The 17,334-nt window shown below is 64.0% G+C and carries 13 protein-coding genes; 3 read left to right on the top strand and 10 right to left on the bottom strand.

All coding sequences use genetic code 11. The annotated features are described in order from the left end of the window. Positions 1-311: 311 nt before the first annotated feature. The gene (locus tag KIH77_RS09765) at positions 312-2,174 is read left to right on the top strand and encodes a DUF805 domain-containing protein (RefSeq protein ID WP_219101400.1); all 1,863 of its coding nucleotides are present in this window, start codon (positions 312-314) and stop codon (positions 2,172-2,174) included. Between the two features lie 735 nt (positions 2,175-2,909). Here the strand turns inward: KIH77_RS09765 and KIH77_RS09760 are convergent. Beyond that, positions 2,910-3,788, bottom strand: coding sequence for a hypothetical protein (locus tag KIH77_RS09760; protein ID WP_219101398.1), 879 nt, complete (start codon positions 3,786-3,788; stop codon positions 2,910-2,912). A 435-nt stretch (positions 3,789-4,223) separates the two neighbouring features. Further along, the gene (locus KIH77_RS09755; RefSeq protein ID WP_219101396.1) at positions 4,224-4,883 is read right to left on the bottom strand and encodes a histidine phosphatase family protein; all 660 of its coding nucleotides are present in this window, start codon (positions 4,881-4,883) and stop codon (positions 4,224-4,226) included. 343 nt (positions 4,884-5,226) lie between these two features. Between KIH77_RS09755 and KIH77_RS09750 the strand changes: the two genes are divergently transcribed. Beyond that, positions 5,227-6,585 (top strand): MFS transporter, encoded by a 1,359-nt coding sequence (locus tag KIH77_RS09750; protein ID WP_219101394.1) that lies wholly within the window; start codon positions 5,227-5,229, stop codon positions 6,583-6,585. Positions 6,586-6,787: 202 nt separating this feature from the next. Here KIH77_RS09750 and KIH77_RS09745 read toward each other — a convergent pair whose 3' ends face one another. Next, positions 6,788-7,342, bottom strand: coding sequence for a GtrA family protein (locus KIH77_RS09745; RefSeq protein WP_308283360.1), 555 nt, complete (start codon positions 7,340-7,342; stop codon positions 6,788-6,790). Positions 7,343-7,553: 211 nt separating this feature from the next. On the opposite strand from KIH77_RS09745, the gene KIH77_RS09740 reads away from it, so the two are divergent. After that, a complete protein-coding gene (locus KIH77_RS09740) occupies positions 7,554-7,901 on the top strand; it encodes a tautomerase family protein (RefSeq protein ID WP_219101392.1) in 348 nt (115 codons plus the stop codon). A 944-nt stretch (positions 7,902-8,845) separates the two neighbouring features. Here the strand turns inward: KIH77_RS09740 and rplI are convergent. The 7 genes from rplI to KIH77_RS09705 all read right to left on the bottom strand — a co-directional run bounded on the left by rplI (position 8,846) and on the right by KIH77_RS09705 (position 17,067). Then, complete coding sequence (rplI, locus tag KIH77_RS09735; protein ID WP_219101390.1) at positions 8,846-9,301, bottom strand: 50S ribosomal protein L9; 456 nt, start codon at positions 9,299-9,301, stop codon at positions 8,846-8,848. 15 nt (positions 9,302-9,316) lie between these two features. Next, positions 9,317-9,565: a 30S ribosomal protein S18 gene (gene rpsR, locus KIH77_RS09730; RefSeq protein ID WP_093961239.1), complete on the bottom strand. Its 249-nt coding sequence runs from the start codon at positions 9,563-9,565 to the stop codon at positions 9,317-9,319. Positions 9,566-9,786: 221 nt separating this feature from the next. After that, on the bottom strand, positions 9,787-10,461 hold the full coding sequence (locus tag KIH77_RS09725; RefSeq protein ID WP_219101388.1) for a single-stranded DNA-binding protein: 675 nt from the start codon (positions 10,459-10,461) through the stop codon (positions 9,787-9,789). A 65-nt stretch (positions 10,462-10,526) separates the two neighbouring features. Then, positions 10,527-10,823, bottom strand: coding sequence for a 30S ribosomal protein S6 (gene rpsF / locus KIH77_RS09720; protein ID WP_219101386.1), 297 nt, complete (start codon positions 10,821-10,823; stop codon positions 10,527-10,529). A gap of 142 nt (positions 10,824-10,965) precedes the next feature. After that, the gene (locus KIH77_RS09715) at positions 10,966-12,000 is read right to left on the bottom strand and encodes a LasA N-terminal domain-containing protein (protein ID WP_236024615.1); all 1,035 of its coding nucleotides are present in this window, start codon (positions 11,998-12,000) and stop codon (positions 10,966-10,968) included. A 148-nt stretch (positions 12,001-12,148) separates the two neighbouring features. Beyond that, positions 12,149-15,652 carry an AAA family ATPase gene (locus tag KIH77_RS09710; RefSeq protein WP_219101384.1) on the bottom strand — a complete coding sequence of 1,168 codons (3,504 nt, stop codon included), beginning with the start codon at positions 15,650-15,652 and terminating at the stop codon, positions 12,149-12,151. Continuing rightward, positions 15,643-17,067 (bottom strand): metallophosphoesterase family protein, encoded by a 1,425-nt coding sequence (locus KIH77_RS09705; RefSeq protein WP_219101382.1) that lies wholly within the window; start codon positions 17,065-17,067, stop codon positions 15,643-15,645. The genes KIH77_RS09710 and KIH77_RS09705 overlap by 10 nt, the downstream gene beginning before the upstream one ends. Positions 17,068-17,334 lie beyond the last annotated feature (267 nt).

Here is a 17,334-nt window from a genome sequence, read left to right as displayed (position 1 = left end):
CAGGAAAACTCGTTGTTAACCCCGTAATTCAGACCTTCATCACCATTGTCAAGGCTATATCGACAACCATGACGTTTCTGTCGTCTTAGTGGAGCGCTCACATTCGCCATATATCACCGCGACACGCATGCCCCCATTCCCGGATACACGGGGTTAACGCATGATGACTTTTCGTACGCCATCCCATAAACGCCAACGGATGCATACCGTTTTCACCGACATCGTGGGAGAATGAAGGTGGATCATCCAGTGCATCCACCGACGGGACGCCCAGCCGCGCCCTGTGCGAATGCTCGATAGAAGGGACGAGAATGACCGATTCGAATACTCCGGGCGGATATGCTCCCAATGACGGGGACACAAAGCCGAATGCCACGAACGCCACGAACCCGTTGGATCAGAACGCCGGCACGACGCCGGAATCCAACGCCGGCGAAAGCGTGAACGACGCCACGCAGCTGGGCCACTACAACCAGACGGGTGCGGCACCGGCATACGGCGGCACGGCACCGGAGACCCCGGCATACGGCCAGCAGCCCGCATATGGCACAACCCCCGCCTATGGTTCGGCGACATCCCCCGCCGGCGGATACGGGGCCTCCGCCTACGGCACGGACCCGAACGCCGCGCAGAACGGATATCAGGGATACGAGGCTCCGGCGGCCTCCGCCTACGGCAGCGCGGCACCGGCATACGGCCAGGGCCAGCAGCCCGCCTACGAGGCGCCGCAGTACGGACAGCCGGCGCCCGCATACGATGCGTCGTCAGCCTACGGTTCGGCACCGGCCGCACCCTCCTATGACGCGCAGCAGCAGTACGGACAGCAGGCGTATGCGCAACAGCAGTACGCGCAGCCGGCGTACGGACAGCCGGCCTACGGTCAGCAGCAGTACGCGCAGCCGCAGCAGCCGGGCGTCGACCCCTATGGCCAGCAGCAGGCGCAGGGCTATGGCGCACCCGCATACGGTTATGGCCAGCAGCCCGCACAGCCCGCATACGGGGAGGCGCAGAACCCGTACGGCGGCTACGGGCAGCAGACGGCAGCCCCGGCATACGGCCAGGGCGCCACCGAACCGGCGGCACAGACCCCGGCCACACCGGAGACACCGGCACCGGCACCGGCCGACTTCGCCCACGTGCCCTTCCCCTCCGGGCAGACGACGATTCCCGAACCCTCCCCGGTGACGCCCGCGTACGGCCAGAGCACCGAGCCCGGGCAGGCCACGGACGCCGCCCCGCAGAGCGCGAACGCCGAGTCCACGGCCGATTCCGCCGCCGCCGAACCCACGACAGCGTCCGCGGCGCAGTCCGAACAGCAGGACGGCTACCAGTCGCCGGCATACGGCCAGAGCGAGCCGGCCTCGGACTCGTACGGCCAGGCGCAGCAGCCGGGCACCGACCCCTACGGTCAGCAGCCACAAGGCTACGGTGAGCAGCCGGCGGCCGCCTACGGTGCGGCACCGGCATACGGCGAAGCGCAGAACCCGTATGGCACTCCCGGTTCCGACCCCTACGGCAATGACCCCTATGGCGCCGCCCCGCAGGGCGGATACGAGCAGCAGATGCCGCAGTACGGCGAGGCCCCGGCCATGCCCGCCCCGCCGCAGGGCTACGGCGCGCCCGCGGCCACCGGCGGCGCCATCCCGCTCGATCAGAACGGCGAGCCGCCGCTGTGGGCCCCGTGGTACGGCATCACCTTCCCCAACGCGTTCATCCGCGTGTTCAAGAAGTACGCCACGTTCCACGGCCGCGCCTCCCGCGGCGAATACTGGTGGTGGATTCTCGCCAGCGTGGTCGTGAGCCTGCTGTTCAGCATCCTGTCCGCCGCCACGCGTAACAACGGCATCGTCTCCCTGCTCGAACTCGTCTGGAGCTTCGGCACGCTGGTGCCGGGCATCGCGGTCGGCGTGCGTCGTCTGCACGATACGAACCGCACCGGATGGCTCCTGCTGTTGCCATACGGCATCGAGTTCCTTGGCATCATCCTGGCGGTCGGCGGCCTCTTCGCCGGCGTCTTCAGCGCCACCGCCAACTCCTCCGGCGGCCTTGGCGGCAGCATCGCGGTAATCGTCCTCGGCGCGTTGGTCTGCATCGCCGGCTCGATCGTCATGATCGTGCTGCTGGCGGGCAAGAGCAAGCCGGAAGGCGCCCGCTTCGACCAGCCTCAGGCGTAAGTCGATATTCAACGACAATCGCGCATCAACAGCGAGGGCCGGTCTCCAAGGGAATTCCCCGGAGACCGGCCCTCCCGCTATTCACGGCCCTCCCGCTATTCACGCCTCCCCCGGTTTTGTGGGTCTAACCATTCGGATTTGTGGGTCTGTTGGGTCTGGTCTAACCACTCAGGTTTGTGGGTCTGATGGGTCTGGTCTAACCACTCAGGTTTGTGGGTCTGGCGCATACACGAGGACGGCCCAAACGACCTCCTCACGAACGAATAGACCCACAAAACCAATCAACCACTCGAATCCGTGGGTCCCAGCTTGGTCTGTGGGTCCGACCACTCGAGTCTGTGGGTCTGATGCCGGAGTTTGTGGGCCTATCCAAACATATGACAGGTCGGCCATTCGGGTTTGTGGGTCTACCTGTTCATCAGGAAAATATGTGGGTCCAGCCTATTCAATAACCGTGGGTAAATCCGTTCATTAACGGGCTTGTGGGTCTGGCATATACACGAGGACGGCAAAAACGGCCTCCTCACGAACGAATAGACCCACAAACCCAATCGAACGAACCAACAGACCCACAACGCCAATCAGGCAAACCAGTAGACCCACAAACCCAACAACAGCAAAACGGGCAGCGGCAACAACAAAACGGGCAGACCCACAAACCGGGGCCTGCCAATCGAATCAGCCCACAAAACCAAGGTCACATGGCTTCAGCAGGACACGAGGGTGATTGATGAACTACAGCTCGACCTTTTCCTTGCCGGGGTCGTCCTTGATGTGGGCGAACTTGGCGGCGAGCGCGGCCTTGCTGCGTTTCTCGTCCTCCTCCTTCGCCTGCTTCTTCGCCTCGACCGGATCCCACAGCACGTCGTCATGGTGCTTCTTCCACTCCGGCTTGGAAATCTCCAGCAGCTTGTCGACGAATGCGGCGGCGTTGGCGTCGTCGTCCGGGCCGGCGACGGCGAGCGCACGCAGCGCCTCGAGCTCTTCGGCGGTCACGAACACACGCGGCACGCCCAGACGCTCATCGAACTCGTTGAAGTACAGCACGGCGGGCAGCGCGGCCTTCGCCACGGCGCCGGCGCCATCGGCGTTGGCGCTCACCACGGCCAGCACGTCGGCGAATGCGGCGGCACCGAGCGCGAACCGGCCGGCCGTGTCATCGGCCGCCAGTGCGGTACCGGCGGTTTCGGCCGCGTCGATTATCGTACGGACGGCGTCGTCCGTGGCCGCGTTCCACACGTTGCCGAGCAGTTCGGCCGAGGTGACGATATGCGCGGCGTCACCGTCATCGGAGAAATCAACGGTTTCGTCATACGAGTCGTTGGCGGCGAGCAGTGCGTCGACGATGCTCTGCGGACGTCCGGGAATCTCGTCCGCGCCCTCGTACACGTATTCGGCGTCGGGGACGGTCACGTCCTCGCCGGTCAGCACCAGCGCGAACTGACGCGTGGTACGCACCTGGAACGATTCGGCGTACTTCACGTCGTTGTCGATGTGCATGTGGTCGGTCAGCGGCCACAGGTCGGTCAGTTCCTTGCTCGCTTCGACGGCAGCGGCGACGGCAGGCAGCTGCTTCAGCGCGGCTGCGGACGAAATCCATGCGGTATTGCTCATACTCCCAGTATGGGCTCACCGCAAGAGAAAACCGCGCGAAATCGCCTTTTTCGTGACCAACATCACGAAACATAGTCGTCACTCCACGTCACGATACGCCGTCGTCACGATACGCCGCCCTGACCGGCCCGTACCGCCCCAAGTGTCCGTGTCCCCGCATGCCGCCCCGAGCCCCATGTCATCCTGAGCGGAGTCGTGGAACGGCGGAGTCGAAGGATCTTGAATCGGATGATGTGCCAGATCCTTCGACTCCGGCCTACGGCCTACGCTCAGGATGACAGCGACCCGAAGGCGCCCGCCAGCCGTCAAGGCGTCGACTACCCCTCAGTCACGCTGCGCGTGCCAGCTCCCCTGACAGCCGAGGGAATCCGACAGTCGACCGATGCCAGTGCCGGCTCCCCTGACAAGGGGAGCGGGGGGAGCTTGACCTCCGCGTCACTCCACGTTGGCGGCGGGGTCGGCGTAGGCGATGGCGAGCAGCTCATGCGTGCCGGCGTCGAATGTGATGGACGTGACCGACGCCAACGCCGTATGACGGTTGAACATCCAATGCTCGGCATGGCCTTTCTCCAGCAGATGGCGCAGCGACCAGATCGGCGACTCGTGGCTCACCACGATGATCTGTCCGCCGGCGTATTCGTCGACCTTCTCGTAGGCGAAGTCGCTCATGCGGGCGCCGATGTGCGCGTAGCTCTCACCCCACGTGGGCTTGTGCAGGTCGCGGATGAGCTTGAGATTCCTGCGATGCCAGAACGCGCCGTCGCCATGGCCGATGCGTTTGCCGCGGAATTCGTTGCCGGCCTCGATCAGCCGCTCGTCGGTATGCAGTTCCAGCGGCGGCTCGTCACGTTCGGCACGTACGGAATTCAAGGCCTTGAGGATTTCGCCGGCGGTCTCGCGCGTGCGGTCGAGCGGCGAGGAATACACGGCGGCCGCCTGGTTGATTCCCGAATGCGCGGCGATGTACCGCGCGGTCGCCTGGGCCATGCGCACGCCGCGTTCGGAAAGATGGAAGTTCGGCAGACGTTCGTACAGCACATGCTCGGGATTGTAGACCTCGCCGTGGCGGACAAAATGAATTGTGGTTGCGGGCATCGTCGCGCGGACTCCTTCATGATGGTCGGTCGTCGTTTGCTGGTTCCAGTGTAGTCGGTGCGCCGCGCGGGCGGAGATTGCGGCTCCGCTCAGGAGGATGGCGGCGTCGGAGATTGGGGAGATGCCGCGTGTCGGGGCGCGGACTGCTATAGTCTGTCATCGTCGCATAACCGACCGAACGGTCAGTACCGGTCGTCGGAGCGGCGCGACACGATAATCCCCAACCTTATCCACGAATCCACAACCGATCCACACGTCACGGACGACGTCGCGCATCGCATCAATCCGGACACACGGACGATGGGCCGTCGTCACGAGCAGTCATAAAGGAGGAGAAAACCACATGTCATCATCGAACACACCGACGTCGAAGACGTCATTCATCCAGGCAGTCAAAGACGTGAACCATCGTGTATTCGGCGGCTATGCGGAGCTTCTCCGACTGCCGCACACCGCGCGCTACGCCGTCGGATCGGTGATCGCCTGCATGCCGTTCCCCATGGTCGGCATGACCATCACCATTTCCGTGCAGACGTATTACGGCAGCTACGGTCTGGCGGGCGCACTCACCGCCGTGCAGGCCATCGCGCTGGCGATTCTCACGCCGCTGCTCGGCCGGCTCGTCGACAAGTTCGGCCAGCGGCAGGTGTCGATCCCGACCATCATCATCTGGATCGTCGCGGCCATCGCACTGGTCACGTGCATCACGCATCGGGTGCCGTCATGGATCCTGTACTGCATCACGCCGTTCCTCGCATGCATTCCGCCGTGGGGCGCGATGAGCCGCGCGCGCTGGACGCATCAGCTGCGCGGCGACAGCGAGAAGATCAACCGGGCGTTGTCGCTGTCTGGCGTATTCGACGAATGCATGTGGGTCATCGGCAATCCGCTGGCATCGATCCTCGCGGTGATCTCAGGCGTGCTCGCGTTCTCGTTCACCGGCGTATGCGTGGTGGTGGGCGCGCTCATGTTCCTCACCGAGCTGACCACCGAGCCGCCGTCGCAGACACAGCTGGCTCGGGAGGCCGGGCTCACCCGCCGCGAATACCGCGAGCGCGAGGCGGCCAAGGCGGTGCTGGTGCAAGGCGGCGACGCGGCGAAAGCCAAGGACTCCATCTGGGGGCCGGGCCTGCTGGCCGTGTGTGTGACCTGGTTCGGTCTGGGCGCGTTCCAGAGCGCCACCGCCATCTCCATCATCGCGTTCGCCAAGGAGCAGGACATGGCGCAGTTCACGGGCTTCGTGTTCGCGTGCTTCTCGTTCAGCTCGCTGTGCGGCGCGCTCGTCTACGGTGCGAAGAACTGGAGCATTCCGCTGTGGAAGCGTTTCTACTTCTGCCTGGCGGTGGTGAACATCGGCATCAGCTGCTTTGTGCTGGCCAACCATCTGTGGGTCATCATGATCATCTATCTGCTGTGCGGCGTATGCCAGGCGCCCACATGGATCAACGGCAACCAAATTATGCTGCATCTCGTGCCGCCTTCGCGGTTCACTGAGGGCGTGGCGTGGATGGCCGCGATGAACTCCATCGGCGCCTCGTTCGGTTCGGCGGTGGCCGGCCAGTTCATCGACCGCTACGGCTCCCATGGCGGCTTCATGACGGTGACGGTGCTGGCGCTGGCCTCGCTCGCCATCGCGTTCGTGGGCTTCCGGCAGATCAAATCCAGCACGGAGACGCCGATTCTCGCCGAAGTGACGGTGTGAGGCGTTCACTCTTTTTCGGATGGCGAAAAGAGTGAATTGCAATCAACCAAAAACGAGCGCGCATGTTCTCTATTGCGCGCTCGTTGCGGTGTATCATGTGCGTTCGCACAAACCGTGATTCACTCTTTGCGATCCTTCAAAAAGAGTGAATCGACGACCGGCGGCGCCCTGGACTACCGGTGGCAACCGCCCGGCCATTCCCCTACTTCCACCCGAACGGCGCGTGCTCGATGGACCACATGCCGAGGCGGTGCGCCACGCTGCGCTCCCGCTTCGCGGCCAGTTCCGCCTCGGAAAGCTTCTCGCCCTCGCGGCGCAGACGGTTCATCGCGTTCGTATGCGTGTCGTCGAGCAGCCACTTGCGGATCACGAAGTTCCACACCATCACCACCACCGTGGCGACGAGCTTGCCGATGTTCGTCCACAGAATGTACTGCGTATGCATCGTGTACATGGAATCATGCGGCATCCACGACGTGCTGATCCACACGATCACCTCGTTCATGATCCATCCGATGAACGACGAGACGAAGAAGATGGTGATCTCCATCCACCGCGCCATGTCGGCGCGATGCTTGAACACGAACTTCATGCTCGCCAGATAGTTGAAAATCAACGATACGAAGAACGAGATCGACGTGGCCAGGATGTTGTGCATATGCGTCAGCAGCAGCAGGTTCATCAGACCGTAGTCGATGACGAACGCGATGCCGCCCACCAGACCGAACTTCATCAGCTGCGCAAAGAGTTTTCTCACTCGCCCCATTAAACCCCCGCCGGCGGCAGGCGGGCGGGGCGTGCGTAAACCCGCCCATCATCTTTACGAACGGCGTCATGCCCGGCGACCGCGGCCGCACGGCAATCGTCGCACCCGGCGCCCACGACCACACCCACGACCATACGAAAATCATGGGCCGACGACTACGCTGGGAACCGGCAAACGCATAACCCTAACGCAAGGAGATACCATGCCGGTCATTCACACGCACGCAAGCACGACCATCAGCCGCGAGCAGCGCGAGGAGCTCAAGTCGCTGTACGGCCAGGCGATCACCGCCGTGCCGGGCAAGACGGAAGGGTGGCTGATGTGCCCGTTCGAGGACAACATGCCGATCTATTTCGGCGGCGACGACGCCAAGCCGGCCGCCTACGTGGAGGTGAACGTGTTCGGCGATTCCGTACCGCGTGAAAGCTGGGAGGATCTGACCCGCAGCATCAGCGACGCATTGGACAAGGTGCTGGGCATTCCGTCGAACCGCGTGTACATCCGCGAGACCGCCACGACGAACTGGGGTTGGAGCGGCCGCAACTTCTGACGGCGAATCTGAAATAGATTCCGTACCGATACGTACGATACGTACGTATTTTCCTGTACGGTTACGACCTCCACGACCCACAAACCCGTTCCCAAAGGGTTTGTGGGTCCAACACAACGGGCTTGCGGACGCGAACGGATTCGTGGGCCTGACGGAACGGATTCGTGGGCTTAACGTAACGGATTCGTGGGCCTGACGGAACGGATTCGTGGGCTTGGCGGAACGGATTCGTGGGTCTAATGGAACGGATTCGTGGGTCCAGCGGTTTCATCCCATTGAACTTGTGGGTCTAGCGAATCATCCAACCGAGTTTGTGGGTCTAGGCCATTCACCAACTGCAGGTCAAACCGTTCATAAACGGGTTTGTGGGTCCACGACATACACGAGGACCCTCAAAAACCCTTCCTCGTGAACGGAACGACCCACTTTCCGATTCCGGCAACACTCCAGACCCACAAAGCCCCCAACGAGAATTCGCGAGACCCACAAATCTGGCTGGATGGATTGCGAGACCCACAAATCCCAACATCCAAGGCACGTATCAGCAGCTGAACCAACAGCGCACAGCGGCAGCAGCGGCGCACAGCAGTAACAGCGCTCAGCTACACCAACACTCGACGGCAACGGCGCACGATAGCAGTAACAGCGTGCAGCAACAACACCGGCACGAGGCAGTAACAACAGCGCGCAGCTATACCAACACACGGCAGCAACAACGGCACACAGCTACACCAACACACAGCAGCAGCGGCACACAGCAACAACACACAGCAGCGGCAACGGCACGCAGCAGCAAAAACAACAACGAAAACCCCGCCTGCAATGCGAACGAACGTAACAAACGAACGAACGCATCACGGGCGGGGTTTTTGGCTTAAGCTCAGGTTGGTTTACTAACGCGCCAAATATGTCGAACGTGCCGCATCAGTCGGCACCATTCGTCATCACTCGGCGGCAACCACCTTGACGGTGAAGTTGGCGGAGATCTCCGGGTGGAGCTTCACGACGGCGGCGAAATCGCCGGTGGTCTTGATGGTCTCCACGGTGATGGACTTGGCCTCGACGGCGTTGCCCTTCTCGGAGAGCGCCTTGGCGATGGCCTCGGCGGAGACGGCACCGAACAGCTTGCCGGACTCGGACACCTTGGCGGCGATCTCGACGACGGAGCCTTCGATGGCGTTCTTGGCGGCCACGGCGTCCTCGCGGGTGGCGAGGGCGGCGGCGCGGCGGGCGCGCTGCATCTGCGCGATCTGGGCGGCGGCACCCTTGCTCCACGCGAAGGCGAGGCCCTGCGGGATCAGGTAGTTGCGGGCGTAACCGCGCTTGACTTCGACGACGTCGCCGGAGTGGCCCAGCTCGCCGACGGTGGTGGTGAGAATAACCTTGGTTTCCTTAGCCATTGTCAAGTCCTCCTATCAGCGACCGGAAGTGGCGTACGGCAGCAGAGCCATCTCGCGGGCGTTCTTGATGGCCTTGGCGAGCTCGCGCTGCTCCTGGACGGTGACGCCGGTGATACGGCGGGAACGGATCTTGCCGCGATCGGAAATGAACTTGCGCAGCAGGGCGACGTCCTTGTAGTCGATTTCGGTAACCTTGGCAGCCTTCAGCGGGTTCGGCTTCTTCTTGAACGGCTTCACCGGCGGCTGCGGCCTCTTGCGTGACATATGCACTCCTTATAAATATTGCAAACTGATGACCCAGCGTTGGTCTGATGTCTCAGTTGATTCAGTTCCACGGCCGTCACTTCCCGACGCGGCAGCGTTCCGCTTGCCGCCGTCGGTCATGACGACCGGTTTTCACGATTTTCGATTCCTGTTGGTTGCGTGGCTGTCCGGCCGGCAATCGGGCCGGGCGGACGTCGTCGGAGGGACCGACGATCGGACGATCAGAAGTCCGGCTCGTCGCTGTTGCCGCCGAATTCGTCGTTCGTTCCGAAGTTTCCATACGAACCGGCGTCACCACCCGTGGAACCCCACGGATCGTTGGCGGGGGCAGACGACTGCTGGGGAGCGGCCGGGGCGGATGCGCCGCCCTGATAGCCTCCCTGGTATCCGCCGTTGCCACCCTGGTAGCTGCCGCCACCGGAGTAGCCACCCTGCGCGGGGGCCGCGTTGGTGTTGCGCGCGGCGCCGGCGAATCCGCCACGGGAGGCGCCGCCACCCTGGTATCCGCCATTGCCGCCGTTGTTGTTGCGCGTCACCTGTGCGGTGTTGCGGGAGAGCGCGGGACCGATCTCATCGACACGAAGCTCCACGACGGAACGGTTGGAGCCGTCCTGCGCGGTGTAGGAACGCTGCACCAGACGACCCTGCGCGATCACGCGCATGCCCTTGGACAGCGAGGCCTGGATGTTGGAGGCCATGGGATTGTAGTTCGAATCCCAGGCGGAGCAGCGGAGGAACAACGCGTCGCCATCCTCCCACTGACCCGAGTTTCGATTGTAGGTGCGGGGCGTCGAGGCGATGGTGAAATTGACCACCGTGGCGCCGCTCGGAATCTGACGAAGCTCCGGATCGGCCGTGAGGTTGCCCACGACCGTGATAACGGTATCTCCTGCCATTACAAGGCCTTCCCTCGGGGAATCGATAAGTAGTAAGACGGTGATTTCGGGCTAGGCCCGAAGGATCACTTGGCGTCCTTACGAAGAATCTTCGTACGGATGATGGACTCGTTGAGGTTCAGCAGACGATCCAGCTCGGCGCTGGTGGCAGGCTCAGCGGTGTAGTTCACGACGGCGTAGTTGCCCTCGTTCTTGCCATCGATCTCGTAGGCAAGCTTGCGGCGGCCCCAGATGTCGATGTCCTCGACGGAACCCTTCTCATCGGTGACAACCTTCAGGAACTGGTCGACGAGCTTCTTCACGGCTCGCTCATCAAGCTCAGGATTTGCAATGAGCATCAGTTCATACTTATGCGCAGACATCACCCACCTCCTTCGGACTTAAAGGCCATGGACGTTCCATGACAGGAGTGTGTAAGCGCGTGCCCAAAATGGGCAACTCTCTAAAAATACACATAGCCGTGGACTAGGCGACGGCCGCGCGCCCACCCCCGCCGCCCCTCCGTCAGCTTGCGCGCGGATCGCCGAACCAGGCGTCGTAGAGGATCGAGAAGTTGCGGTTGCCGTAGCTGGAGCATGAGTCGCCCTCGCCGAGCCCGGCCTGCAGCGCCCTGACGTTCGGCTGGTACGGCGTGTAGATGTACAGCAGCGCGGTGGCGTCGTTCTCTATCCACACGTTGGCGCCGCCGCAGCTGGACTGCGGGTGGTACTGCACGTAGTTGAGCTGGCCGGCGTGGAAGTTGTACATGCTTTCGTGCGCCTGATAGTACTTGAACCGCCGCGCCGCGCCGTACACCTGGTTGAAGAAGCCGCCGTGCTTGGGGTCGCATGGGCCGTCGTCGGGGCAGGAGAGACCGAGCGCCGCCTTGTAGCGCGCCTCGCTGGGCGTGGTGGTGCTCACGAGCCCCTGCTCCTTCTCCAGCATGACGAGCAGCACCTTCTGGCTGATGCCGCAGCTGCGGGCCGCGCCGTCGATGACCTGCGCGGCGGACTGCTGCTGGCCGCCCTTGTACCCGTCGCAGAGCCTGTCGGCCTTCTCGTCGAGCGTGGTGACGGTGTAGTTCTTCAGACACAGGTCGCCGGAGCATTTGGCGCCGTGCTTGTCGAGGAACTGCTGCACCTCATACGTGCCCATGGATTTCGTGTTGAAGAACTGCGTGTCGGAGATGATGTTGCCGGGGTCGAAATCGTATTGACGCACGTATTTCGCCTGCCGGTTCTTCGCCAGGGTGATGCTCATCTGCTTGTAGACGACGACGCCCATCCCGAACACGAACACGGCCGCGATGACGGCGGCGACCACGGTGACCACGAATTTCTTGACCGACCGCACGCGTTTGCCGCCGCGGCGCATCCAACGCCCGAACGCCGTGCGTGGCTTTCGTGACGACGGCTTACGCGGCGTTTTCGACGTCTTCGACGCCGATTTTGCCGATTTCGACGTCGGTTTGGCCGTCGATTTGGCCACGCCGGTCTTCACGGCCGGCTTTCTCCGACGTTGCGCGCCGGCCATCGGTTTGGTTGCTTCATGAGACTTCATACGTTCCTAACTCCCCCACCCTACGGTATACCGCGCGTATTGCGGGCCGCCGTGCACTGAGCGGAGGGCGTATTCCTGACCAATTCCGGCATGGTAGCGGCCGAACCATACCGTATGCCGGATGTCGGCTGAACTCTTCAGAGTATTTTCATACCGTCACGGTCAGGCGGGAGGCGGAGTCCTCGTTGATGCGGGTCACGCTGATGCGTTCGGCGATCTGGTCCTTGAGCCGTCCGACGTGGGAGATCACGCCGATGTCGCGCGTGCGGCTGATGGAGCGCAGCACGGCGAGCACGTCGTCGAGATAGTCGTCGGACAGCGAGCCGAATCCTTCGTCGATGAACAGCGTGTCCATGGATATGCCGCCGTTCTCGGCCTGGATGATGTCGGCGAGCGCCAACGACAACGCGAGGGAGACGAAGAACGTCTCGCCGCCGGAGAGCGTGGTCGCTTCGGTGGATTGTTCGCTGCGGCGGTCGAACACTTCGATGGGCAGGCCGGTTTTGGCGGCGCGGCCTTCGTGCGTGCCGAGACGGAGTTCGTAGACGCCGCCGCGGATGTCCTTGAGGATTTCGTTGGCGCGGTCGAGCACGTCGCGGAATCGTTCGGTGACGGCGTAGGTGACGAGCGAGAGGCCGTCGTTGGCGAGGGAGCCGGCCTTGCCGCCGGCGAGCAGCGCCATGTCGCGCACGGGCGCGTAGTCGGCGCTGGCCTTGGCCCAATCGCGCAGCTGCGTGGCGAGTGTGGCGGCTCGACGGCGACGTGTGTCGTCGAGGCTGCGCGCCTGCTCCTCCATGCGGATGGCGGTTTCGTGGGTCTGTTCGGCGGCGGCGACACGGTCGGCGGCGGCGGTTTCGTCGAGCGCGGCGATGGCGGCGAGGAAGCCGGCCCTGTCCGTCGTGGTGGGGGCGTCGGCCGCGTCATGCCCGGTACCCGGTTCGGCGCCCGGCCCGACGGTCGCATCATGGGCGCCCTCCCCAAGCAGCCGCTCCGCGACCGGCGTCCGTGCAAGCCCGTCGAGTTCACGGCGGATGCGCGTCAGGTCGGCCTCGGCGATGCTGACTTGTGCGTCGTAGTCGTCAAGAATCTGCTGGAGCCGCGTGGCTTCCTGTTCCGGCAGCATCGAAAGCCGGGCTTCGTCGACGTCGGCGAACCCGTTGGCCGCGGCGAGTCGGTCACGGTTGGCGATGGCGGTGGCGAATTGCTTGCCGAGCGTACGCAACGTCGCTTCGGCTTCGGCCGTCTGCCGTTCCCATGTGGCTCGCTGGTCGAGCCTGTCGCCGAGCCGGTCGGCGATGGTCCGCTGCCGTTCGCATTCGTCGATGGCCTGCTGCGCCTGCTGCTCCCGCAGTTCCACGACGTCCAGCGTGACCGGGCGGCCGGTCGTGTCGTCGAGGCAGAGCTCCGCCGCCGCATCGGCGAGACGGCGCGCGTTCTCGGCGTTGTTGCGAGCGATTTCCAGCTGCTGCCGGGCTTGGGTGTCGGCCTGTTCGGCGTCGCGGATGGCGAACAGCCGCTCGGCGAGCGCCTTGTGCCGGTCGGCAAGCGCCTCGGATTCCGTGATTCGCTGCTGCAGCTCGTTCACGGCGGACTGCGCCTGTTCGACGCTGAGCCCGCCGGCGAGCGCGCTTTCCGTCTCGATGGTCTTGCGCTGCACGAGCACGCTGCTCTTCGCGGCTTCGAAGGCCTTCAGGGCGTCACTTACGGCGGTGTCGAATTGGTCGAGTCGGGTTTCATCCGGCGCGTCGGCGGGCGCGACGGTCGGGGTCGGATGTTCCAGGGCGCCGCAGACCGGGCACGGGTGGCCGTCTTCCAGCAGACGCGCGAATGCCGCGGCGCCGGCGGCGCGGTAGGCGGCCTGCGCCCGCTTGTATGCGGCTTCGGCTTCGTGATGGCCACGGCCGGCGAGCAGTGCGGCGTCTTCGAGTTCGTGGAGTTTGCGTTCGGCGGTGTCGCGACGGCGGGCATGGTCGAGCCGGTTGTTCGCCTCGTCGAGTCGTTCGTTGAGTTGTGCGGCGGCGGCCTCCTGACGGATGACGTCCTGCAGCTGCTCATTCACCGCCTCGGAGGTTTCCAGGGCGGCGAGTGCGGCCGCCGCGGCCGTGACCTGTCGTTCGCGTTGGCTGACGGCCGCGACGGCGGTTTCGGCCTGCTTGCGGGCGGCGTCGGCTTTGCCGATGCGTTCGCGCAGCGTACGTGCGGAGTCCAATGCGGCTTCGGCCACGGGCCGTTCGGCCGCCTTGCGCAACGCCGCCTCCCGTGCTTCGGTCATCGTTTCGGCGGAGTCGTATCGGGCGAGCTGCTCCTTGCACTCCTCCAGCCGTCGCTCCTGTTTGCCGCGTTGCACGCTGAGCGCCGCACATTCGCGTTGCGCCTGGACGACGGGGCCGGCCTTGCGAGAGCGTTCCAGCCTGTCGCGGTTCTTGCGCATCTCCTCGGCGCGGGCGGCGAGCCGGTCATTGCGTTCGGCGGCCGTCCGTTCGTCAGCGGCCAGTGACCGCAGCCGTTGCACGGTGTCCAATCGTTCGCGCGCGACGGCGAGGTCGGAGGCCGCCGTTCGCACGGTGTCGCCGCAGTGCCGCAGTACGGCGTCGGAGGTTTCGTTGGTCTGCCGTAACCGTTCTCCGATGGTGGCGACGATGTCGTCGGCGCCCATCGCCGGTTCGGCGAGGTCGCCGTCGTCGGTCAGGCACCATGCGGCGTCATCCCCAGAGATATTGTCGTCATCCGCACCGGCGGCATCCGTTTCGTCGCCGACGTTATCCCCAGGCGTGTCCGCATTGTCCACATCGTCGCCGTCAACGTCGATCGAATCATCGATGTCATCCGCTTCGTCGCCATCGTTCGTTTCGTCATCCGCGACGCCGCATTGCACGGCGAGTTCGGCGATGCGTTCGGCGTTGTCCTTCGCTTCGACGATCGCACCGACGGCGTTCCGTCGTCGCGCATCCACATCGGCGGAACGTTTCTTTCGCATGTCATCAAGTATCTTTTGAATCTGTTCGTAGATGTCCGCAGAGAACAGGTCCTTGATGAGTTTCGTTCGCTCCTCGGGCTTGCATTTGAGGAAGCCGGAGAACTGTCCCTGCGCGAGCATCACGGTTTTGGAGAACTGGTCGCGGTTGAGATGCAGCAGTCGGATGATCTCGGCGCCGGTGTCGCGCGCCTGCGTGGCCAACGCCTCGCCGTGGCCGCCGGCTTCGGCGTAGTCGAAATACCGGTCGGCGCTGCCATCGCCGCCGTCCGCCCCGGCACGCGTCCGACGTACGAGATCGGCGAAGCCGGCGTCGAGCTTCCATAGCGCACCCTTGGCGTTCACCGTGACCGTGCCCGTGCCGCGCAGTTTTTGCCGGTCGTACTGCGGTTGACGGCGTACGCGATAGTATGCGCCGTCGATTTCGAAAATCAGGTCGACGAACGACGGCGTCTGTTGCGTATCCAGGAATCGCGAGCGCAGACGGTCCTTGCTGGCGTCGTCCACGGAAACGGCGCCGTACAGCGCGAAGCTGATGCAGTCGAGGATGGTCGACTTGCCGGAGCCGGTCTCGCCTTCGATGAGGAAGATATGCGACCGGTTCAACGCGGCGAAATCAATGGAGTATTCGTTCTCATACGGGCCGATGCCCATGAATCGCATGCCGATCAGTCGCACGGTTCCTGCTCCTTCTTCGCCTGTTCGACGGCGGCGCGCAATACGGCGGCCTCCGCGTCGGTGGGGTCGCGATGCAATGTGTATCGTACGAATCCGTCGATTACCTCGAGTTCGTTGCGGCTCTGACGGAGGTCGGCCATCGTGCGGCCGCCGTCGGCGTCGCGACGTCGTCGGATCTCGAATTTCTTCTCCAAAGGATGACGGTAGGCGGCGTCGAGACGCCGATACATGTCGTGCGGGTAGGCGTCGCATACGACGGTGATGGACACCCAATCGTCGGCGTAGCGTTCGGCGAGGTCGCCGAGCAGCCGTTCCGGCGTATCGCGCAATTGGACGAGCGCGGGCTGGCCGGATTCCACGGGCAGCGTGCGTATGGTCAGGTTGGTTGTGCCGGCGGCGTCGGCGGTGCCATCCGCACCGGCGGCGTCATCCATGCCGGCGGTGTCGATGACGACGACGCTTTTGCCGTTGCCCTCCTTCGGCGGCGTGCAGGCCTCGGAGAACGAGTAGGCCAGCAGCGATCCGGCGTAGCGGGCGACGGTGGCGCGGGAGGCGGAAGCCGAAGCGACGCCAGGGCCTGCGTCCGGGACATCCTGCGCGACGGCGGACGGTGCCGAATCGTACGACGTCGCGTCGGCAGGCTTCACATCGGCAGGCTTCGGAATGCGCACCTGCTGGGCGCGATGGAGATGGCCGAGCGCCAGATAGTCGATGCCGCTGCCGGCGAACACGGCGGCCGGCACGCTGTCGACACCGCCGACGGTGATGTTGCGTTCGGAGTCGCTGGGCGTGGCGCCGGAGACGAACGCGTGGGCCATGAGGATGGCGCGGACCGTGGGGTCGACGGCGCGGCGTTCGGCAAGGTCGGCTTCGATGAGCGTCATCGCGGCGGTCATCACGCCCTCGTGCGAGCGTGGGATCGGCGTGTCGTCGGGCATCATCGACTGCAATGCAGGGCGTGCGACGTCGGGGTCGAGGTACGGCAGGGTATATACGAGCAGGGTTTCGGGCCTGGCCGTTGCGGCGGCGCGGGGGGCCGGCCGGGTGACGACCACCGGCGTGGCTATGTCGTCGATGGCGCAGCGCAGGTGCAGGTTGTCGCGCATCATGTGCGCGCCGAAGCCGAGTTTGCGCGCCGAATCATGGTTGCCGGGCGTGACGATCACGTCCACGGCGGGATTGCCGTCATCGTCGGTGACGGCGGTGAGCCGGGTGAGCGCGTCGTCGAGGATGTCCACGGAGGAGGCCGACGGCATCGGCGTATCGTAGACGTCGCCGGAAACGCAGACGACGTCGATATGTTCGCGGCGGACGACGTCGACAAGACAGTCCAACGCCTTGCGCTGGTATTCGGCGAGGTCGGCGCCCTTGAGCCGGCGGCCGATATGCCAGTCGGAAGTATGCAGAACCCTCATACCTTCAAGCATAACGAGGGCATCATGGGAGAAAAGGCGAGTTGCGGGTGTTCGATACGCGGCAATACGGTTTTTCCGGCAAGAAATCGTTGAAATCGCAATGGGCGTCCGCCGAGTATCCGAATAGCAAACACCCACAACTCGCAATTTCGGGGTAAACCACCCGGCGATTACCCGAAAATCACTCGATGATGAGGGCCAATCCGGCGAGCGCCACGTCGTTGGTCACGATCGGCACGGTCTCACGTTCGGCGGTTTCGATGACCC

The organism is Bifidobacterium pluvialisilvae, assembly GCF_019331695.1.
In the GTDB taxonomy this organism is placed as follows: Bacteria; Actinomycetota; Actinomycetes; order Actinomycetales; family Bifidobacteriaceae; genus Galliscardovia; species Galliscardovia pluvialisilvae.
The sequence above is the reverse complement of the archived record's forward strand: the minus strand, read 5'-3'. Positions and strand labels throughout refer to the sequence as shown.